Below are 21,246 nucleotides of genomic sequence, written 5' to 3' on the forward strand. Positions count from 1 at the left end.
GCATCTATCGGCAGATCAGTATTAGCGATTAGACGCGACAAGTTGCCGCGCCTAGTCTTAAAGCTGATCAAACCGTCGGTGATGCCATGAACACCAAGCGCCCTGCATGCGCGGCGCCTGCCCTCGAAACGCCCGCGCCCGCCGCAAGCCAGACGTACAGCTATAGCAATCTCGAATACTCCGAATCGGCCAGCACCGCGCTGGCAGAGGAAGTCGCGCTGGCTATTGCCTTCAACGGCATCAGCCAGGCGGTCATGCTGGTCACGCCCACGGACCTGGAAGATTTCATCGTCGGCTTCAGCCTGGGCAGCGGCATCATCCAGGACGCCACGGACATCTACGACCTGCAACTCAGCGGCTCGGGGTCGGGGTCGGCGCAATACGCGCAAGTGACCATCGCCAACCGCGCGTTCTGGAACCTCAAGCAGCAGCGCCGACAACTGGCAGGCACCAGCGGTTGCGGGTTGTGCGGCGTGGAAGCGGTCGAGCAGGCGTTGCCGGACCTTCAGGTATTGCCTGGCGCCCCGTTGCCGCCGATCGAATGGCTTGATGGCCTGCGCGAGCGCATCGGCGCCTTCCAGCCCTTGGGCCAGCATTGCGGCGCGGTGCATGCGGCAGTGTTCATGAACGACAAGGGTGAGTTGTTGCTGGGCCGCGAAGACATCGGCCGGCACAACGCCCTCGACAAACTGATCGGCGGATTGATCCGCCAGAAAATCCCCACCGCTGGCGGGCTGGCGATTGTCACCAGCCGCTGCAGCCTCGAATTGATCCAGAAAGTATTGCGCGCAGGCATCCAGACCCTGGTCAGCCTGTCGTCGCCCACGGGCCTTGCCGTGCAATGGGCCCGTCGCCACAACCTCAATCTCATCCATCTGCCACAGAAGAATGCGCCGCGGGTCTACAGCCCAACGTTGGAGAATCAAGCGTGAGTCAACACCGTCAAGCCGACCAGAAACCCGTCCCTCGCTTCAAGCCCTACAAAGGCCCGGCCGGTGGCTGGGGGGCACTGATCAGCGTGGCCCAGGCCTGGTTGACCAGCGACAACGCGCTGAAAAACCTGCGCATCATGCTCAAGACCAACCAGAACGGTGGCTTCGACTGCCCGGGTTGCGCCTGGGGCGATTCTCCGGAAAAGGGCATGGTGATGTTCTGCGAGAACGGCGCCAAGGCGGTGAACTGGGAAGCGACCAAACGCCGTGTCGATGCCAAATTCTTCGCCAAACACAGCGTCACTTCTCTGCTGGAACAAAGTGACTATTGGCTCGAATACCAGGGCCGCCTGACCGAGCCGATGAGCTACGACGCCGAGACTGATCGCTACAAGCCGATCAGTTGGGACGACGCATTCGCCCTGATCGCCAGGCATCTGAACGGCCTGTCGAGCCCCGATCAGGCCGAGTTCTACACCTCGGGCCGGGCCAGTAACGAAGCGGCGTACCTCTATCAGCTGTTCGTGCGCGCCTACGGCACCAACAACTTCCCCGACTGCTCAAACATGTGCCACGAGGCCAGCGGTGTCGCGTTGTCGCAAAGCGTCGGGGTCGGCAAAGGCACCGTGACCTTCGACGACTTCGAACACGCCGATGCAATTTTCGTCTGGGGTCAGAACCCCGGCACCAACCACCCACGGATGCTCGAACCACTGCGCGAAGCGGTGAAACGCGGCGCTCAAGTGGTGTGCATCAACCCGCTCAAGGAGCGGGGCCTGGAGCGCTTCCAGCATCCACAGCACCCGATCGAAATGCTGATAAACGGCTCCGAGCCGACCAACACCGCGTTCTTCCGCCCGGCCCTGGGCGGCGACATGGCGATCATGCGCGGCATGGCGAAATTCCTCCTGCTGTGGGAGCGCGACGCGCAGAAAACCGGCGACCCGGCGGTGTTCGACCACGACTTCCTCAACGAGCACAGCGTCAACGTGCTGGATTACCTGGCCGTCATCGACGACACCCCGTGGGAGCAGATCGTCGAGCAGTCCGGCCTGAGCCTGGTAGAAATCGAGCAAGCGGCGCGCATGTACGTCAAGGGCAAGAACGTCATCATGTGCTGGGCCATGGGCATCACCCAGCATCGTCATTCGGTGGCGACCATCCAGGAAATCGCCAACCTGATGCTGCTGCGCGGCAACATCGGCCGGCCGGGTGCAGGCCTGTGCCCGGTCCGTGGCCACAGCAACGTGCAGGGTGACCGGACCATGGGCATCAACGAACGCCCTCCTGTCGCGTTCCTCGATGCCCTGGAGCGTCGCTTCCAGTTCAAGGTGCCACGCGACAACGGCCACAACGTGGTCGAAGCGATTCATGCGATGGCTGAAGGCCGGGCTAAAGTCTTCATCGGCCTGGGCGGCAACTTCGCCCAGGCCACGCCGGACAGCCCGCGCACGTTCCAGGCCCTGCAAAACTGCGACCTGACCGTGCAGATCAGCACCAAGCTCAACCGCAGCCATTTGACCCACGGCAAGGACGCGCTGATCCTGCCGTGCCTGGGCCGCACCGACATCGATATCCAGACCCAAGGTCCGCAAGCGATAACCGTCGAAGACTCGTTCAGCATGGTCCACGCCTCCAATGGCCAGCTGCAGGCGCTGTCGAACCAGATGCGCTCGGAACCGGCGATCCTGGCCGGCATCGCCGCCGCGACCCTGGGCAGCCACCCGGTGGACTGGAACTGGCTGGTGGCCGACTACAGCCGCATCCGCGACCTGATCGCCGAGACCATTCCCGGCTTCAAGGACTTCAACGAGAAGATCAAGAACCCTGGCGGTTTCTACCTGGGCAACAGCGCCGGCGCGCGCAAGTGGAACACCGCCTCGGGCCGGGCCAATTTCCGCCCGAACGCACTGCCCAAAGACCTGGTGCATGAACGCACCCGCGCCACCGGCGTACTGCCGGACCTGATCATGCAATCGATGCGTTCCCACGATCAGTACAACACCACTATCTATGGCCTCAACGACCGTTATCGCGGTGTGAAGGGTCAGCGGGATGTGTTGTTCGTCAACGAAGCCGACCTCATTCGCCTGGGCTTCAAGCCGGGGCAAAAGGCGGACATCGTTTCGCTATGGGACGATGGCGTTGAACGTCGGGTAAAAGGTTTCACGCTGCTGGCGTTTGATATCCCGGCCGGGCAAGCGGCGGCCTACTATCCGGAAGTGAACCCGTTGGTGCCGCTGGAAAGCACCGGCGATGACAGCCATACGCCGACATCCAAATTTGTGGCGATCCGGTTGGAAGCGGCGAGTGAGACCGGGTTGATCATGGCCAGGTCGGCGTAATACGTTGTCTGAACTGGCCCCATCGCGAGCAAGCTCGCTCCCACATTTGATCTTCAGTGGACATAGCTTTTGTGTTCGACCTCGATCCACTGTGGGAGCGAGCCTGCTCGCGAAGGCGTCGGCCGATTCACCCTATGAACGACTCCGTTCGAATACTTTCCTTTCGCCCACAAAAAAGGCCGTTCTCTGATGAAAACGGCCTTTGCGAAGTAGTAAAAGACCGGCAAAAAAACGTTAAGTTCCGTCCAAAAAACAGTAACTTGCAATATTGTATACAAGTCGTGTTATTCGTCGGATTTCGATTGTCACGCCCATTCCAGAGCCTCAGGATCGCGCCGTCATCCCCTTGAGGTTCCTCCATGAAGTTCTCCTCGATTCTCTTGTTGTCCCTTGGCCTGGTCAGCGGTATCGCATCTGCTGGCGGCACCACCGAAGCCGGTGTAGGCGGCGCATTGGGCGGGGTTCTAGGCTCGGTCGTCGGTCAGTCGTTAGGCGGCAGCACAGGTTCCACCATCGGCGCGGCCCTGGGTGGCGCGGGTGGTAGCGCCGTCGGCGCAAACAAACACAGCCGTGGCGAAGCCGCCCTTGGCGGTGCGCTGGGCGCAGCAGGCGGTAACGTGGTCGGCCGCAGCATGGGCGGCACCACCGGTAGCCTGATCGGCGCCGCAGCAGGCGGCGGTGCCGGTGGCGCGCTGGGTAACTACATGGGCAAAGAGTACGATCATGATGACGACGACGATCGTCGTTCGTATCGCGGTCATGGTGATCGTCGTTACTACCGTGACGGCCATCCGGGCCGTGGTCATGCCTATGGCCATCGCAAGAAGCACCACAAGTACTACCGCGACTAAGGCCTCGAGCGCCTCGCTGGTAAGTACAACAAAAATCGCAGCCCAAGGGCTGCGATTTTTTTTGCCTTACTGAACCACCAGACGCTCCAGCGCCCCGCGCAACCCTGCAGGAATCGCCACAGGTTGATTCGACGCACGATCGACAAACACATGCACGAAGCGCCCCGCCGCGCAGGCCTCGTCTTCCCCTTGCTTGAACACGGCCAGTTCGTATTGCACCGAGCTGTTGCCCAACTTGCCCACCCGCAGACCGATCTCGATGCGGTCCGGGAAAGCAATGGAAGCAAAGTAATCACAGGAGGAGCTCACCACGAACCCCACCACCTCACCGTCATGGATATCCAGGCCGCCGACTTCGATCAGGTAAGTGTTCACCGCCGTATCGAAGAAGCTGTAGTAGGTAACGTTGTTGACGTGACCGTAAGCGTCGTTGTCGTGCCAGCGGGTGGTGATGGGCTGGAAGTGCGGATAGTCGGTGCGTTGGGGCATCAGCGTTGATTCCTGGAGTGGGTTCGCCAGTCTAAGGCGAAAACCGCGTTATCGTTCTTCGCGAGCAAGCCCGCTCCCACATTCGATCTTCGGTGAACACAGATTTTGCGTACGACCGATATCCAATGTGGGAGCGGGCTTGCTCGCGAAGGCGCCCTTGCAGGCGCCGCATCAATCACTTGTCAGCAAAGCCCTTGCCAGCCGCCGCCAGCTCCCCAATCACCCGCGCCGGACTCCAGTGATCACCCTGACGCGTCTCAAGGTCGATCAAGCGCCGGTGAATGTCCGCCAACCCTTGCTGATCCGCCCAGGCCATCGGCCCGCCCTTGTCCGCCGGGAAACCGTATCCGTTGAGGTAGACCAGATCGATATCGTGAGCCGACTCGGCGATGCCTTCCTGAAGGATCTTCGCGCCTTCGTTGACCAGTGCCAGCAAGCAGCGCTCGAGAATCTCCTCCGGGCCAATCTCGCGGCGCTGGAACCCCAACCTTTCGCTGACTTCCAGCACCAGCGCATCCACCTGCGGATCATGTTCGGCCTGGCGACTGCCCGGCTCATAGTGGTAATAGCCATTACCACTCTTCTGACCAAAGCGCCCCATCTCGCACAGTCGGTTATCCACCTGAACCTCTGGCGCGTCCTGCCCGACACCCGACAGTTGCCGGGCGCGCCATTGCAGGTCGACGCCCACCACGTCGAACATGCGGAACGGCCCCATGGCAAAACCGAAGGCTTGCAGCGCTGCGTCCACCTGGTAGGGATAAGCGCCTTCGAGCAGCATTTTTCGCGCTTCGAGCACATAGGTATTGAGCATGCGGTTGCCGATGAAACCGTCGCAATTGCCCGACACCACACTGACCTTGCCCATGCGTTGGCCGAGCGCCAGTGCCGCGTCGAGCACCGCCGATGCAGTCTGCGCGCCACGGACGATTTCCAGCAGTTTCATGATATGCGCCGGGCTGAAGAAGTGCAGGCCCAGCACTTGCTGCGGCCGACGTGTGACCGCGGCGATGGCATCGATGTCCAGCGCCGAAGTATTGCTGGCCAGAATCGCCTCAGGTTTGAGCAGGCCATCGAGCTCGCGGAAAATTTTCTGCTTGAGCTCAAGGTTTTCGTACACCGCTTCGATGACCAGGTCGACATCGCGGATGGCCACATAACCATCCGCCGCCGTAACGCGCGCGACACGGGCATCGGCTTCGCCCTGATCAATGCGGCCCTGACGCACGTTGTGGGCATAGGTGTCCGCCACGGTGGCCAGCGCTTGCTCCAGCATTTGCGGATTGTTGTCGACCCACTGCACGGCCACTCCGGCGTTGGCCAGGCACATGACAATGCCACGGCCCATGGTGCCCGCGCCGATGACGGCGGCGCGCTGAATATTCGACGGTGTCTGGCTCATGTTTTGTTCTCTTGTTGGCGATCCGAAGACAGCCACCACCATAGTCAGCCACCGGCTTTTTTTGAAATTTATTCCTGTGATGAGCAACATTCAGCGGATGGATGTAGCCCTGCCAGGCACTGAGTTCCCTGTGGGAGCGAGCTTGCTCGCGATGGCGGTGTGTCAGTCGCCATCAATGTTGAATGTGCCAGCCTCATCGCGAGCAAGCTCGCTCCCACAGGTTTTTGGTTCAGCCGGCAAGATGTTGCTCTGCCCAACTGCGCACCCCGGCATACGGATAATCTTCCAGCGCCGCAAACCCGGGAATCGACCGCGCCTTGAGCTTGGTGAACAACGGCACGCTGATCCCGCACAGAAACCGTGTTACGCGTTCAGCCGAGGGCACGTTGCCCGTGTGCTGCTCATGCCTGTGGATAAAACCGCCACACAGCGCCTCGAAATTCTTATCCACAAGCGCCGGCAACTCCGGTGGTGCCGGTAGCCGCGCCACTTGCCCATGACACACCGAACAATGTCCGCATTGCTGCGGGGCATTGTGGTCACCGAAATACTCGGCCAGGCGATAACCCAGGCAACGGTCGGTGGCGAACAGATCCAGCATCGCGTGAATCCGCGCGATCTCGGTGCACTCATGCCGAGTGAAATAGCCGTGCAGTTCCTCGCTCAACGCGACGTTGTCGAACCCGCTTTGCAGTACGCTGTAGACCTCGGTCATCTGCTTGCTTTCGAGCTCCACCCAACCTTTCTCCTGGAAGTAATCCAGCGCCTTGACCACCCGGCTGCGCTCGGCCTGATGCTGCTCGTACAGCGCCTCGAAATTCACCGTGGCCCAGGTCCGGGCGCGGCTGGAGGTCTGGATGATCGCAGCGACAAAATCCCTGCGCTCGCCTTCGAAACGCGCCAATAGCACTTCGGGCTCCTGCACATACTTGAAACGGTACTCGGCGTAGTACGCGTAGCGCGGGGCGATCAACCCGCGCAATTCGAGTTGCACCAGCAAGGTCTTGAGCGGCAACTGGCGAATATTGCTCTGGTCTGCCAACGGCCCCAGCAGAAACTCCCACTGCCCTTCGGTTGCGGCGGCATGCATCTCGTCAAGCACGCAACGGATGCCATCCAGCTCGGGTGTGTCGCCGTAGACGAAGTTCTCCAGCACGTTGAGGCTGTCGCGGTTGGCCAACACCAGGCAGTCCGACGGCTGCCCGTCACGCCCGGCGCGGCCGATTTCCTGGCTGTAGTTTTCGATGGATTTGGGCAGGTCGAAATGCACCACGTTGCGGATGTCGCTTTTGTCGATGCCCATGCCGAAAGCGATGGTGGCGACGATGCAATTGGACTGCCCGCCCATGAAGCGACGCTGGATCGCTTCCCGTTGCTCATGGGGCAACCCGGCGTGATAAGCCTCGGCCTGAATGCCGTTGCGGTTCAGGTGTTCGGCGATGTGCTCGGCGGTTTTCTGCAAAGTGACATAGACGATGCTCGGCTGGTCCGGACGCTGGCTCATCCATTCGACCAGGCGTCGGCGCTTGTCTGCTCCGCGAACCGGCTCCACCAGCAAATTGAGGTTCGGGCGATAGAAACCGGTGGTCACCACATCGTCGGCGGCGATGGCGAATTTCGCCTGCATGTCGGCGATGACCTTGGGCGTCGCCGTTGCGGTCAACAGCAACACCTGCGGGATGTTGAACTGGCGTTGATAGTCGGGAAGCTTGAGGTAGTCCGGGCGAAAGTTATGCCCCCATTCGGAAATGCAGTGCGCCTCGTCCACCACCAGCAGCGAGATCGGTACTTGCTGTAAAAAATGCCGGAAGCGCTCGTTCTTCAGGCGCTCCACGGAGATCATCAAAATCTTCAGTTCGCCGGATTTTGCCCGGGCCATGACGTCGCTGGCGTCATCGCGGCTCTGGGCCGAATCGATACTGCCCGCCGAGATGCCGTGGCGTTGCAGGAACGCCAGTTGATCCTGCATCAACGCCAGCAAGGGTGAGACCACCAGTGTCAGGTGCGGCAGCAACAACGCCGGTAATTGGTAGCAAAGGGATTTGCCGGAACCGGTGGGGAAAATCGCTGCCGCCGAGCGCCCGGCCAGCACGGCACTGACGGCCGCCTCCTGACCGGGTCGAAATTGTGGATAACCGAAAACCTGTTCCAGGGTGTTGTGCATAAGCTGTCACTCCGTTGACTGCTGCGGAGTCAAAAGCCTAGCCGGCGATCGCAGCGAGTCGAGAAAAGGTCGGGGGCAAAAACGATACCGGATGATACAGCGGATGGCTGGAAGGGCTTGAGATCGCTTTCGCGAGCCTGCTCGCGAAGAGGCCAGCACACCCACCGCAAAACTCGAAATACCCGACAGCGTCCAAAGCCCTCTCTGCCGATACTTGCTAAACAGCGACTGATAAGCCCGTAGGCATTTTTACCGGCAGCGGCTACGGCGCACAAACCTCCGAAAATGTGTAAGCCTTTTCCTCGGAACACGATAAATACCCTACAACGCCTGTCCATTTCAGCCATCTTGTCCTGCAACGCCAGGTCCTCCTATAGTTTCCGGCGCGGCTGAAAACAGTGTCTCGGCCTGCCGGGAACACTTGCCGATTTCGCACAGGACCCACTCGATGAAAAAAGCCGACACGCCGACAGCCCGCTATCACCCGCTCAAGAGCCGCTACAGCGAAACCCCAGTGCTGGTCATCGATACCGAGGCCGACCCCTACGAGATCCTCGACGCCGCCCGACAACGCATACGCGCCGCCAGCGACCTGCTCGAAACCCTTTATTGCACGTGCTTCAAACAGGCCGAAGCGAGCGACATCCCCAAGATCGTCGGCGCCCTGTACCTGCTGACCCAGGACGGCAACGACCTGCTCGACATCGCCCGGCAGCGCCTGCCGAAATTCACCGACTGAAGCCCCACCACAATCTCCTGTGGGAGCGAGCTTGCTCGCGATGAACGATAACGCGGTGAGCCTGATGAAAAACAAAATACCCGATACCCAAGAACAGCTCGAACAAGCAGCCTACGACGCATGGTTCAAAGCCCAAGTACAAGCCGGCCTAGACGATTCCCGTCCCTGCATTCCAAATGAAGAAGCCAAACGCTTGATGGCAAACAAACGCGAAAATTTGCGCAAGAGATAAGCCCGTCAGCAACGCCCTATCAAAGCTTCGGCAAGGTCCTACAAAACAAGACACCTTGTCGCCTATCGCATCTAACAACGAAATTTTACTGTCTCCCCATCGCTGCAAAATCAGCGATCAGGTTTGGTCACCTGAGAACAACGCACACATGTGTGCCATCATTCGCGCCGCGGACATCTATGTCCTCGTAGTGCATTGCTATGGCGGCTGTGTGCGGGACGCCTTCGGGCGAGCCGAGTTGTTGTTCTCGGTTGACCAAGCCTGCGCACAGTCCGCCTCCCATCGTTTGGTCACGGTGCTGGCGGTTACTTAACAACAAACCGAGTAATTCATATGCAAACTCCGAATCCGTTTCCAAATCGCTACCGTCCACTCCAATCCAACCTCACCGATTCCCCGGCCCTGATCATCGACACAGAGGCCAACCCGCAAGACATCCTCGAAGCCGCCCTCCAGCGCATCCGGGCCTCTAGTGACCTGCTGCAAACCCTGCACTGCCAATGCTTCAAACACGGCGACATCAAAGACATCCCGCACATCACCCACGCCCTCTACCTGCTGACCCAGGACGGCTGCGACCTGCTCAAAGTCGCCCAACAACGCATGCTCAACTGGAAAGCTCCGGTCTGATCTTTAATGGAGATCGCTCCCACGCACTGCGCAGGAGCGATCAAGAAATAAGATTTGCTCCGTTGGAAACAAACCACTCAATGCTCTCATCGGATACAGAAGGAAACCATGAGCAGTTTTTTTGATGAGCTAATGGAAAGCGTGCAACAAATGAACGAGGTCCTACGGGATGAACGTCGGTCCTCCTTGCAAACTGAAAATGCTGAGCCGGGAGCAATCAACTCAGCCGGCCCTTCCTCTCAAGTCCGACGACCAATAAGATCCGTTAAGGCCCAAACGGATCTCCCCCAATGAACCTCGCCCCCAACCTCCCCGACGACCACTTGATGCAGCAACTCATGCAACTGTTGCATGAAGAACTCGGCTTCCCCGAGCGCAAAACCATCAGCCTCGGCACCTCGATCAATTTCGACCTGGGCTGCAACGGTGCAGACGCCCGGCATTTGATCGAAACCCTGGAAGACTACTTCGCCATCGATTTCGTGGATTTCGACAGTTATCGCTATTTCCAGCCCGACGGCTTTGACGTGAATCTAAAGCGAAAAGCCAAGGGTCGCGGCGAGAAGGTGCCATTGACCATCGGCATGCTCTACCGGGCCATCAAGGCCCAACGCTGGGACACGGATGAGCTCGAAGGCCTGTAACGGCCCGGCGCATTCTGACTTGCCCGCGAAAAACTGAATTTTGCGCACAAAAAAGCCGCCCCGAGGGGCGGCTTTTTCGTTAGCTCAATCCAACGCTTAGAGCTTTGGACCAGCAGCCTTGATCGCGTCGCTCACTTCGAACTTCTTGAAGTTCTCGATGAACAGGCCGGCCAATGCTTTGGCGGCTTCGTCGTAGGCGGCTACGTCGGCCCAGGTGTTGCGTGGGTTCAGCAGGCCAGTCTCAACGCCCGGTACGGCCACTGGCACGTCGAGGTTGATGGTGTCCAGGTGCTCGGTCTCGGTACCGATCAGCGCGCCGCTCTGGATCGCTGCGATCACGGCACGAGTGGTCGGGATGTTGAAGCGTTTGCCGACGCCGTAGCCACCGCCGGTCCAGCCGGTGTTGACCAGGTAGACCTTGGAGCCGAAGCCGCGGATGCGCTTGATCAGCAACTCAGCGTATTCGCCGGCTGGACGCGGGAAGAACGGCGCGCCGAAGCAGGTGGAGAAGGTCGACTTGATGCCGCTGCCCGAACCCATTTCGGTCGAACCGACCAGCGCGGTGTAACCGGACAGGAAGTGGTAAGCCGCTTGTTCTTCGTTGAGGATCGACACTGGCGGCAGTACGCCGGTCAGGTCGCAGGTCAGGAAGATCACAGCGTTCGGCTCGCCACCGAGGTTCTTCTCGGAGCGCTTGGCAACGTGCTCCAGCGGGTAGGCGGCGCGGCTGTTCTGGGTCAGGCTGACATCGGCATAGTCGGCGTGCTTGGCGTCGTCGATAACGACGTTTTCCAATACTGCGCCGTGCTTGATGGCTTTCCAGATAACCGGCTCGTTCTTCTCGGACAGGTCGATGCACTTGGCATAGCAACCGCCTTCGATGTTGAACACAACGCCTTCGCCCCAGCCGTGCTCGTCGTCACCGATCAGGTAACGGCTTTCGTCGGCCGACAGGGTGGTTTTACCAGTGCCGGACAGACCGAAGAACAGGGTCACGTCGCCTTCTTCGCCGATGTTGGCGGCGCAGTGCATTGGCAGTACGTCGGCAGCCGGCAGCAGGAAGTTCTGCACCGAGAACATGGCTTTCTTCATTTCACCGGCGTAACGCATGCCGGCGATCAGCACTTTCTTCTGTGCGAAGTTGATGATCACGCAGCCGTCGGAGTTGGTGCCGTCACGCTCTGGCACGCACTCGAAGTTGGCAACGTTCAGGACCTGCCACTCGTCACGACCCGCCGGGTTGTACTGAGCCGGGTTGATGAACAGGCAACGGCCGAACAGGTTCTGCCAGGCAGTCTGGGTGGTCATCTTCACGGCCAGGTAGTGCTCGGAAGCCGCACCGACATGCACGTGGGAAACGAAATGCTCTTGCGCGTTGTTGAATGCCTCAACGCGAGCCCACAGGGCGTCGAACTTGTCGGCCGGGAACTTGCGGTTGATCGGGCCCCAGGCAATGGCAGCCTGGGTGCTTGGCTCTTCAACGATGAAACGGTCGACTGGCGAACGGCCGGTACGGTGACCGGTACGAACAACCAGCGCGCCGGTATCGGCAAGCTCGCCTTCACCGCGATTGAGGGCTTCTTTAACCAGATCATCAACACTCAGATCGGTGTACACGGCATTGTTGGCTTGCGTCATGAGGTTCCCCGTCGGCCAGTGGCCGAGTGCTCCAAACGTTTTTGTAGTAGAAAGTCGTGCACTACTACCGCGAAAAAAGTGGGCCGGATTATGCCAGAAAAGCCCAAAAAGAGTAGGCCCCTCCTGTCGTAACGGCGTTAATCCGGCGCAAGGCAGTGAATTTACCTGCGCTGAACCGTTTTAGTGACGGGTATCTGACGGCGTCTCGATACCCGCGCCTGCGAACAATTGAGTGACATCGGCCGCGTCAAACAGGTAGCGCTGGTTGCAGAACTGGCAATCGATTTCGATGTTGCCACCGTGTTCCTCCACCAATTGCTGCGCGTCTTCCATACCCAGACTGACCAGCGCATTGGCCGAACGTTCGCGCGAGCAACTGCAACGGAAGCGCAGCTTCTGCACATCGAACAGACGCACCTGCTCGTCGTGGTACAGGCGATGCAGCACGGTTTCGTTGTCCAGGCTCAACAGCTCATCGGCGGTCAGCGTACCGCCCAGGGTGGTGATGTGCTGCCAGCTGGCAGCGCGTTCGTCTTCGTCTTTCAAACGATCGGCCGGCAGTTGTTGCAGCAACAGGCCACGGGCACGACGACCATCGGCGTACAGCCAGAAACGCGTGCCGACTTGCTGGGACATGACGAAATAGTTGGTGAAGCATTCGGACAGGGTGGCGCCGTCGAGGTCGACGATGCCCTGGTAGCGCTGGCCCTGTTTCGGGTCGATGGTCAATGCCAGGACGCCTTCAGGCATCAGGTCGGCCAGGGTGGCATCGGGAGCGATGCGATCCGCCTCGTAACGGGCCAGGCCACGGATGTCGCGCTCGCTGGAGCACTCGATCATCAGCAGCGGGATCGGGCCTTCGGAGCGGGCTTGCAGAATCAGCAAGCCATCGAACTTCATCGTGCCGACCAGCAACGATGCGGCCGCCATCAGCTCGCCGAGCAGTTGCGCGACCGGCTGCGGGTAGGCGTGTTTGGCCAGGACTTCGGCGTAGCTGAGCTCCAACGAGACCAGCTCGCCACGGGTGTCGCTGTCATCGAAGATGAAGCGTTGTGTGAAGTCGTTATCCGCGTGATCGGTCATAGGTCTGGGTATCTGAAGTAGTGAAAATGGTTACAGGAAACAAGAAATTTACCTTGCGCGACCACTCGGGTGCGCAACGTTCAGCCATGAAAGGCATTTTATGAACAATCCGGGCCTGATCCAAGCAGGTGGAACAAGCGCTGATGGGTTCCGGGTCGTTTCCCGCCCTGCACTGCTGGCAATGTGGTTATGGCCTACAGATCAGAGACTGTGTGTGATTTTCGACGAGCGGCGATATCGTCCATGCGATGCACTGCTGGCCAGGCACAGATATGGATGCGCACCGGGTCAATTGCAAGTCTGAGCCTGAAGGCGCGGTGAGACCTGGCGAGTGTCGCGCACTCGATCGTGGGCAATCCACGCTCCCACAGAAATGACACAAACCCTTGTGGGAACGGGCTTGTCCGCGATAGCGGCCTGGCACTCGCCCGAGCAATATCTGTATTAGTCGTCGTTACTGCTGCCACGAAACTTGAACAAATCCCGCCGCTGTTTCTTGCTTGGCTTACCGTCGGTGCTCACGCCCAGGGCTCCGGCCTTTCTTTGCGCTGCGGCCTCTTCGCGCTTGGCGATGCTGGCCAGGGTTTCGGCATACAAGGTTTGCGCCTCCGGTGCGCCGCGACGAACGATCGACAGTGCCAGGACTACCACAGTGCGTTCCTCGAAACCGGTGCGAATCACGAACTCATCGCCGATTCGTGGCTCTTTACCCGGCTTGCAGCGTTCACCCCGGCAATGCACCTTGCCGCTTTCAATCGCCGCCTTGGCCAGGGCGCGAGTTTTGTAGAATCGTGCAGCCCACAACCATTTATCGAGGCGGACTTTGTCGTCCTCTTCGTTTTTTTGTGCCATGGAATTTCCTCATTCTGAAATATTGGTGAACTGTACTACCGTTTCTGACGTACCAAGAATTTCACCGTCTCGGATTACAATGCTGACATTCCATAACCTCCTTGCGAGGCTGGAAATCCGGGCCGTAGATATCTGTCGCCTTTTAATCATTATTCTGCGTGAATACCGCGAATCCGGCCGCGTGCGGCCCGAGCGGTTTCTACCGGTTGAGCACTATTGAAGACATTTGACCATTTGACCGTTGTCGGTCTGCGCGAGTGGGTGGCGCTCCCGGATTTGGGAGTCGCCGGCCTTCGGGCAAAAATCGACACCGGTGCCAGCACCTCAAGCCTCCACGCTACCGAAATCGAGCTGTTCGAGCGCGATGGTGAGCAGTGGGTGCGTTTTACCGCCCACCTGGGTTCCGTCGTACAACTGCGCCACCGACGCTGCGAAGCACCGCTGGTGACGATGAAAACCATTAAAAGCTCAAACGGTCACGCGCAGGTGCGATACGTGATCAGCACTACCCTGGCCCTTGGTGATCGGGTCTGGCGGGTCGAGTTCACGCTCGCCTGCCGCAAGTCCATGCGTTATCGCCTGCTGCTCGGCTCCAAAGCCCTGATTCACGGCCAGTTGGTAGTCAATCCGGGCATCAAGTACGTACAAGACAAGCCGGTGTTCCCGGTATCTACCTCCTCCACAGGTGTTGCATGAAGATCGCTGTGCTGTCGCGGAATCCGCGTCTGTATTCCACCCGTCGTCTGGTCGAAGCCGGTACCGAGCGTGGCCATGAAATGGTGGTGGTCGACACTTTGCGCGCCTACATGAACATCGCCAGCCACAAGCCACAGATCCACTACCGCGGCAAACCGCTGGAGGGTTTCGATGCGGTGATTCCACGGATCGGTGCATCCGTGACCTTTTATGGCTGCGCAGTGCTGCGCCAGTTCGAAATGATGGGGGTATTTCCGCTCAACGAATCGGTGGCCATTGCCCGTTCGCGGGACAAGCTGCGTTCACTGCAATTGTTGTCCCGTCGCGGGATCGGCTTGCCGGTGACCGGGTTTGCCCACTCCCCCGATGACATTCCCGACCTGATCGAAATGGTCAACGGTGCGCCGTTGGTGATCAAGGTGCTGGAAGGTACCCAAGGCATCGGCGTGGTGCTGTGCGAAACCGCCACGGCCGCGGAATCGGTGATCGAGGCGTTCATGGGCCTCAAGCAGAACATCATGGTTCAGGAGTACATCAAGGAAGCCGGTGGTGCGGACATTCGCTGCTTCGTCGTCGGCGACAAGGTGATTGCAGCGATGAAGCGCCAGGCCAAACCCGGCGAATTTCGCTCCAACCTGCATCGCGGTGGCAGCGCGAGCCTGATCAAGATCACCCCGGAAGAACGCATGACGGCGTTACGTGCGGCGAAGGTCATGGGGCTGGCGGTGGCAGGCGTCGATATCCTGCGCTCCAATCACGGGCCGTTGGTGATGGAAGTTAACTCGTCGCCGGGCCTGGAGGGAATTGAGACCACCACCGGGAAGAATGTGGCGGGGATCATCATTGAGCATCTGGAGAAGAATGGCGGGCCGAATATGACGCGGACCAAAGGGAAGGGTTAAACCTCAAGCCTTGTGGCGGCAGGGATGCCGCCATCGCGAGCAAGCTCGCTCCCACAGGGTTTTAGCCAAAATCACTGTGGGAGCGGGCTTGCCCGAGAAGGGGCCGTCAGCCCCACTGAAAAAATCAGGCCTTAAACGGCATCCCGCGGCAGCAGCAGCCCCAACGGCAACCGCACCCGAGCTTCCAGCCCACCGCCCGAGCGGTTACGCAGTTCAACGTTGCCGCCATGCATCGAAGCAATCCGCTTCACGATCGCCAATCCCAACCCAGTGCCCTTGCCACCCCGGGCACGGTCACCGCGGGTGAACGGGTTGAAAATCGCCTCCAGCTCCGAAGGATCGATCCCGGCACCACGGTCCATGACACTCAGCACTACATACGGTGCGCTGGTATCCCCGGACACATACGCCGCCACCTCCACACCGCTGCCGGCATGATGCAGCGCGTTGCCGATCAGGTTGTTCAGCAGTCGCTTCATCGATACCCGACGTAGCGGAAACGGCTGGATAGGCTCCAGGCGCAGCCGCACTTTTTCTTCGCTCTGGTTATACGGCGCGGCAACTTCACGGACCAGGTCGCTCAGGTCAACCTCTTCCACCGACTCGTCGCGCCCGTCACGAATGAACGCCAGGAACTGATCGAGAATCGCATCCATGTCTTCGATGTCACGCACCATGTCGTCGGTCAGGTCCGTGTGATCGCCCATCAGCTCCAGGGACAGACGCAATCGCGTCAACGGCGTGCGCAAATCATGGGAAACCCCGGCCAGCATCAGTTCACGCTCGCGACCGGCCTGTTCGACGTCTTCAGCCATCTGGTTGAAGGCGCGGTACACCTCGGTCATCTCGCTCGGCGTATCGCTGATTGGCAGGCGCACACTGCGGCCCTGGCCAAGTTGCCGCGCGGCATACACCAGACGCTTTAAAGGTTGGTTGAGCTGGCTGACGAAGATCCAGGCCGAAGCGGTGGACAGCAGGCCAATAGCGAGGAACCAGCCCAGCACGTTCCAGATTTTCTGGCCGCGCAACGGATGAGGATAAAGCGGTACTTTCAGCCAGCCATCACCCAGGCTTGGCGCCCGGACCCACAGCGCCGGTGGCGAATGCATGCGCAGCCGGACCTCAGTGTCGGCACCCAGCTCCGCCTGCATCTGCCGCTGGTAGATCTCGCTGTAAGGCCAGTGCTGTTCGCCTTCCGGCACGCCGGCACCCACCACCCGGATCAAGGTCGCGGCCTCGGCGATCTTGCCGCGGTTTTCTTCATCGGCAGCCCAATAGGCGCGCAGCGTCAGGGCGACACCGTGGCTGTACTGGCGGTCCACCAGCACGTCTTCGTTCATCAGCAGATAAACCAGGGTCAGCGCCTTGGAGAAGAGTACGACGATGAGCACCAGCCAAAGGGTGCGGGAGAAGAAGCTCTGGGGAAACCAAACGGGGGTTTTCATGGATAACCGTTAAACACTTGCAGGAGCGAGCGATGCTCGCATATTGCGGATCGCGAGTCTGCGGACAGGATCGATTGATCCGTTGTCCGCGTGACCCGCTCCTACAAATCGCCAATCACTTGGTGGCGGTACCATCCGGTACAAACACGTAACCCACGCCCCAGACAGTCTGGATGTATCGCGGTTTGGACGGATCGGGCTCGATCATCCGGCGCAGACGGGAAATCTGCACATCGATGGAACGCTCCAGGGCATCCCACTCGCGGCCACGGGCCAGGTTCATCAATTTGTCGCGGGTCAGCGGTTGACGCGCGTTCATCACCAGGGCCTTGAGTACAGCGAACTCACCGGTGGTGAGCATGTGCACTTCTTCGCCGCGCTTGAGCTCGCGGGTAGCCAGGGACAATTCATAGTCACCGAAGGTCACGCTTTCGTCTTCGCTGCCTGGCGCGCCCGGCACCGGAGCCGACTGGCGACGCAGGACCGCTTTGACGCGTGCCATCAGCTCATCGGGGTTGAACGGCTTGGCCAGGTAATCGTCGGCACCCAGCTCCAGGCCCTTGATGCGGCTCAGCTCGTCGCCCTTGGCGGTCAGCATGATGATCGGAATCTGGTTGTTCGCGCCGCGCAGACGGCGGCAGGCGGTCAAGCCGTCTTCACCGGGCAGCATCAGGTCGAGTACGACCAGGTTGAACACTTCGCGCGCCAGCAGGCGATCCATTTGCTCAGTGTTCGGTACGGCGCGGGCGCGGTAGCCCTTGCTGACGAAAAAACGCTCCAGCAGGCTGCTGAGCCCAGGATCGTCGTCAACAATAAGAATTTTTTCGCCTTCAGCAGTTTGTGCAGTGCTGCTCATTGGATGCTCCTTTGATCTCGGCGCGCATTATGGCGTAGCTGCCGTTATACGCACCGTGTGCATTGTTAGCAGATTTTTCCTTTAGTGCCAGAAAACCGGCCATTTCACCTGCAACCCGCGATGTCCCCGAATGCCGGAACGCTGGTTATAATGCGCGGCCTTTTGTGTCAGGCAACATCAGACAGGTACTACAGACGGACACCATTTTTTTTCATGGCGCCGGCAGTAATTGTTCGATTTCACGGGTCAACGGGATACCTTTTGATCCAGGTAGCGGCGCAGGCCAGGCCGCTCAACCAGACTCGCCCAGGCCCTATCTCTGCGCCTGCGAGCCTGCTTTCACAATTTGTCAGGTGGTTTTATGGACAGCATCAACAGCCGCATCGCCGAGGAACTCGGTGTACGCCCACAACAGGTCGAAGCGGCCGTCGCGCTACTCGATGAAGGCTCTACCGTTCCCTTCATCGCCCGTTACCGGAAAGAAGTGACCGGCAGCCTCGACGATACGCAATTGCGTCATCTGGAAGAGCGCCTGCGCTACCTGCGAGAACTCGACGAACGGCGTATCAGCATCCTCGCCAGCATCCAGGAGCAGGGCAAGCTGACCCCGCAACTTGAACGCGACATCAAGCTCGCCGACACCAAGACCCGTCTCGAAGACTTGTACCTGCCGTACAAGCAGAAGCGCCGCACCAAGGGCCAGATCGCCCTGGAAGCAGGCCTGGGCGAGCTGGCCGACGGCCTGTTCAACGACCCGTCCCTGAGCCCGGAAACCGAAGCCGCACGCTTCATCGACGCGGAAAAGGGCGTGGCCGATGTGAAGGCTGCCCTCGAAGGCGCCAAGTACATCCTGATGGAACGCTTCGCCGAAGACGCCGGCCTGCTGGACAAGCTGCGCAGCTACCTCAAGCAGGAAGCCACCCTCAGTGCCCGCGTGATTGCCGGCAAGGAAGAGGAAGGCGCCAAGTTCCGCGATTACTTCGAACACGACGAACCGCTCAAAAGCATGCCGTCGCACCGCGCGCTGGCTATTTTCCGTGGCCGTAACGAAGGCATCCTCAGCTCCGCGCTGAAAGTCGGCGACGAACTGCCGGGCAGCATGCACCCGTGCGAGGGCATGATCGGCCAGCAATTCGGCATCCAGAACCAGAACCGCGCCGCCGACAAATGGCTGGGTGAAGTGGTGCGCTGGACCTGGAAGGTCAAGCTCTACACCCACCTGGAGACTGACCTGTTGGGTGAGCTGCGCGATGGTGCGGAAACCGAAGCGATCAACGTATTCGCCCACAACCTGCACGACCTGCTGCTGTCGGCCCCGGCCGGCCCGCGCGCCACTTTGGGTCTCGACCCGGGCCTGCGCACCGGTTGCAAGGTGGCCGTGGTCGACTCCACCGGCAAGCTGCTGGATCACGCCACGGTTTACCCGCACGTGCCGCACAACAAGTGGGACCAGACCCTCGCCGTGCTCGCCGCCCTGTGCGCCAAGCACTCGGTGGACCTGATCGCCATCGGCAACGGTACCGCCAGCCGCGAAACCGACAAGCTGGCCGCTGAACTGATCAAAAAATACCCGGCCATGAAAATGACCAAGGTCATGGTTTCCGAGGCCGGCGCATCGGTTTACTCCGCCTCGGAACTGGCTTCCAAGGAGTTCCCGGACCTGGACGTGTCGATCCGTGGCGCCGTGTCGATTGCCCGTCGCCTGCAAGACCCGTTGGCCGAGCTGGTGAAGATCGATCCGAAATCCATCGGTGTCGGCCAGTACCAGCACGACGTGTCGCAGCTGAAACTGGCCCGTGGCCTGGATGCGGTGGTCGAGGACTGCGTGAACGCCGTCGGCGTCGACGTGAATACGGCTTCCGTGGCACTGCTGGCGCGGATCTCCGGCCTCAACGCGACCCTGGCGCAGAACATCGTCAGCCACCGCGATGAGCACGGCGCATTCAAGACTCGCGCTGCCTTGAAGAAAGTCGCGCGTCTGGGTGAAAAAACCTTCGAACAGGCCGCCGGATTCCTGCGCGTCATGAACGGCGAAAACCCGTTGGACTCCTCGGCGGTTCACCCGGAAGCCTATCCGCTGGTTCAGCGCATCGCCGCCGAAACCGACCGTGACATCCGCTCGCTGATTGGCGATGCCACGTTCCTCAAGCGTCTCGATCCGAAGAAGTACACCGATGAAACCTTCGGTTTGCCGACCGTGACCGACATCCTCCAGGAACTGGAAAAGCCCGGCCGCGACCCGCGCCCCGAGTTCAAGACCGCCGAGTTCCAGGAAGGCGTCGAAGACCTCAAGGACCTGCAACTGGGCATGATCCTAGAAGGCGTCGTCACCAACGTGACCAACTTCGGTGCCTTCGTCGATATCGGCGTGCATCAGGACGGTTTGGTGCACATCTCTGCGCTTTCGGAGAAGTTCATCAAGGATCCACGAGAAGCGGTGAAGGCCGGTGACGTGGTGAAAGTGAAGGTCATGGAAGTCGACATCCCGCGCAAACGCGTGGGCCTGTCGATGCGCATGAGCGACACTCCGGGCGAGAAAATCGACGGTGCCCGCGGCGCACGTCCGGGTTCGGCGCCACGCCAATCCCAGAACACCGCACCGCGCAAGGAAACCACGGCAGCGGCCCCGAGCAACAATGCCATGGCTTCGCTGTTCGCCAATGCCAAGCAGCTGAAGAAACGCTGATGGACATTCCCGCCGGGCTGACCGAAAGCGCGTTTTTCAAGCTGCTGGGCTGCCGCTTGCACAGCCTGGAAACCGGGGTGGCGCAAGTCGCCCTGGCGCTGGAACCGGAGCTGCGCAATCGCGGCGGCAAGCTGCACGGCGGGGCCTTGTTCAGCCTGGTGGACATTGCCATGGGGCTGGCCTGTTCCAGCACCCACGGCTTTGACCAGCAGAGCGCGACCATCGAGTGCAAGATCAACTACATTCGCGCCGTCTCTGACGGCGAGGTGATGTGCACGGCACGGGTGATTCATCCGGGCCGCCGCACGTTGGTGGTCGAGGCTGATGTGATGCAGGGCGACAAACTGGTCGCAAAAGCACAAGGCACGTTCGCTGTCCTGTAGCTAGTCGTCATCAAATTGAGTTAATTTCAGCGCTGTGACCACAGTGTCGGAATTTCCTGTGGGAGCGGGCTTGTGGCGAGGGGGCTTGCCCCCGTTTGAGTGCGTAGCACTCACAATATCTTGGAACATCAGAGGTTTTGGGGCTGCTTCGCAGCCCAACGGGGGCAAGCCCCCTCGCCACAGGTCCACTCCCACATCGATTACGGCGAGATCCAAAACCAGGCGAAAACGCCAGTTTTAACTTCACCCTTGTAGACCGTCTTGCCCACCCCCATAT

The 21,246-nt window shown here is 60.0% G+C and carries 19 protein-coding genes; 11 read left to right on the forward strand and 8 right to left on the reverse strand.

All coding sequences use genetic code 11. The features are described from left to right. Positions 1-86: 86 nt before the first annotated feature. From fdhD to AC1RDQ_RS12385, 3 genes are all read left to right on the forward strand, one after another. Positions 87-932, forward strand: coding sequence for a formate dehydrogenase accessory sulfurtransferase FdhD (fdhD, locus tag AC1RDQ_RS12375; protein WP_492587402.1), 846 nt, complete (start codon positions 87-89; stop codon positions 930-932). Beyond that, positions 929-3,277, forward strand: coding sequence for an FdhF/YdeP family oxidoreductase (locus tag AC1RDQ_RS12380; protein ID WP_492587404.1), 2,349 nt, complete (start codon positions 929-931; stop codon positions 3,275-3,277). The genes fdhD and AC1RDQ_RS12380 overlap by 4 nt, the downstream gene beginning before the upstream one ends. A 359-nt stretch (positions 3,278-3,636) precedes the next feature. Continuing rightward, positions 3,637-4,128, forward strand: a complete 492-nt coding sequence (locus AC1RDQ_RS12385) for a glycine zipper domain-containing protein (protein WP_057712453.1) — start codon at positions 3,637-3,639, stop codon at positions 4,126-4,128. Positions 4,129-4,194: 66 nt separating this feature from the next. Here AC1RDQ_RS12385 and AC1RDQ_RS12390 read toward each other — a convergent pair whose 3' ends face one another. The 3 genes from AC1RDQ_RS12390 to AC1RDQ_RS12400 all read right to left on the reverse strand — a co-directional run bounded on the left by AC1RDQ_RS12390 (position 4,195) and on the right by AC1RDQ_RS12400 (position 8,183). After that, complete coding sequence (locus AC1RDQ_RS12390) at positions 4,195-4,617, reverse strand: acyl-CoA thioesterase (RefSeq protein ID WP_007972849.1); 423 nt, start codon at positions 4,615-4,617, stop codon at positions 4,195-4,197. A 175-nt stretch (positions 4,618-4,792) separates the two neighbouring features. Continuing rightward, complete coding sequence (locus AC1RDQ_RS12395) at positions 4,793-6,019, reverse strand: 3-hydroxyacyl-CoA dehydrogenase (protein WP_492587406.1); 1,227 nt, start codon at positions 6,017-6,019, stop codon at positions 4,793-4,795. Positions 6,020-6,248: 229 nt separating this feature from the next. Then, entirely contained in the window at positions 6,249-8,183 is a 1,935-nt protein-coding gene (locus tag AC1RDQ_RS12400; RefSeq protein ID WP_492587408.1) for a RecQ family ATP-dependent DNA helicase, read from the reverse strand. A 448-nt stretch (positions 8,184-8,631) separates the two neighbouring features. Between AC1RDQ_RS12400 and AC1RDQ_RS12405 the strand changes: the two genes are divergently transcribed. The 4 genes from AC1RDQ_RS12405 to AC1RDQ_RS12420 all read left to right on the forward strand — a co-directional run bounded on the left by AC1RDQ_RS12405 (position 8,632) and on the right by AC1RDQ_RS12420 (position 10,428). Further along, positions 8,632-8,922, forward strand: a complete 291-nt coding sequence (locus AC1RDQ_RS12405) for a hypothetical protein (RefSeq protein ID WP_057712457.1) — start codon at positions 8,632-8,634, stop codon at positions 8,920-8,922. 40 nt (positions 8,923-8,962) lie between these two features. Next, positions 8,963-9,154 carry an antitoxin PaaA2 family protein gene (locus tag AC1RDQ_RS12410; RefSeq protein ID WP_489339565.1) on the forward strand — a complete coding sequence of 64 codons (192 nt, stop codon included), beginning with the start codon at positions 8,963-8,965 and terminating at the stop codon, positions 9,152-9,154. Between the two features lie 333 nt (positions 9,155-9,487). Further along, positions 9,488-9,784, forward strand: coding sequence for a hypothetical protein (locus AC1RDQ_RS12415; RefSeq protein ID WP_492587410.1), 297 nt, complete (start codon positions 9,488-9,490; stop codon positions 9,782-9,784). Between the two features lie 290 nt (positions 9,785-10,074). Then, positions 10,075-10,428, forward strand: a complete 354-nt coding sequence (locus AC1RDQ_RS12420; protein ID WP_492587412.1) for a DUF1493 family protein — start codon at positions 10,075-10,077, stop codon at positions 10,426-10,428. 96 nt (positions 10,429-10,524) lie between these two features. Here the strand turns inward: AC1RDQ_RS12420 and AC1RDQ_RS12425 are convergent, their stop codons facing one another. The 3 genes from AC1RDQ_RS12425 to AC1RDQ_RS12435 form a co-directional block, all read right to left on the reverse strand. After that, positions 10,525-12,066: a phosphoenolpyruvate carboxykinase gene (locus AC1RDQ_RS12425; protein WP_057712463.1), complete on the reverse strand. Its 1,542-nt coding sequence runs from the start codon at positions 12,064-12,066 to the stop codon at positions 10,525-10,527. 180 nt (positions 12,067-12,246) lie between these two features. Beyond that, a complete protein-coding gene (gene hslO, locus AC1RDQ_RS12430; RefSeq protein WP_492587414.1) occupies positions 12,247-13,149 on the reverse strand; it encodes an Hsp33 family molecular chaperone HslO in 903 nt (300 codons plus the stop codon). Between the two features lie 444 nt (positions 13,150-13,593). Then, positions 13,594-14,001, reverse strand: a complete 408-nt coding sequence (locus AC1RDQ_RS12435; RefSeq protein ID WP_090452521.1) for an RNA-binding S4 domain-containing protein — start codon at positions 13,999-14,001, stop codon at positions 13,594-13,596. A gap of 216 nt (positions 14,002-14,217) precedes the next feature. On the opposite strand from AC1RDQ_RS12435, the gene rimB reads away from it, so the two are divergent. Together rimB and rimK are read left to right on the forward strand one after the other, a co-directional pair. Continuing rightward, positions 14,218-14,697: a retropepsin-like aspartic endopeptidase RimB gene (gene rimB, locus AC1RDQ_RS12440; protein ID WP_008003225.1), complete on the forward strand. Its 480-nt coding sequence runs from the start codon at positions 14,218-14,220 to the stop codon at positions 14,695-14,697. Continuing rightward, on the forward strand, positions 14,694-15,599 hold the full coding sequence (gene rimK, locus AC1RDQ_RS12445) for a 30S ribosomal protein S6--L-glutamate ligase (protein WP_007972871.1): 906 nt from the start codon (positions 14,694-14,696) through the stop codon (positions 15,597-15,599). Before rimB ends, rimK begins: the two co-directional genes overlap by 4 nt. A gap of 131 nt (positions 15,600-15,730) precedes the next feature. Here the strand turns inward: rimK and AC1RDQ_RS12450 are convergent, their stop codons facing one another. Together AC1RDQ_RS12450 and ompR are read right to left on the reverse strand one after the other, a co-directional pair. After that, entirely contained in the window at positions 15,731-17,044 is a 1,314-nt protein-coding gene (locus AC1RDQ_RS12450) for an ATP-binding protein (RefSeq protein WP_057712466.1), read from the reverse strand. A 115-nt stretch (positions 17,045-17,159) separates the two neighbouring features. Beyond that, positions 17,160-17,900 (reverse strand): osmolarity response regulator transcription factor OmpR, encoded by a 741-nt coding sequence (ompR, locus tag AC1RDQ_RS12455; protein WP_007983158.1) that lies wholly within the window; start codon positions 17,898-17,900, stop codon positions 17,160-17,162. A 361-nt stretch (positions 17,901-18,261) separates the two neighbouring features. Between ompR and AC1RDQ_RS12460 the strand changes: the two genes are divergently transcribed. Further along, positions 18,262-20,586, forward strand: a complete 2,325-nt coding sequence (locus AC1RDQ_RS12460; RefSeq protein WP_349734779.1) for a Tex family protein — start codon at positions 18,262-18,264, stop codon at positions 20,584-20,586. Further along, positions 20,586-20,969: a PaaI family thioesterase gene (locus AC1RDQ_RS12465; RefSeq protein ID WP_007972875.1), complete on the forward strand. Its 384-nt coding sequence runs from the start codon at positions 20,586-20,588 to the stop codon at positions 20,967-20,969. Before AC1RDQ_RS12460 ends, AC1RDQ_RS12465 begins: the two co-directional genes overlap by 1 nt. The last annotated feature ends 277 nt before the right edge of the window (positions 20,970-21,246 follow it).

This window comes from Pseudomonas sp. GW823-FHT02E01, from assembly GCF_058797535.1.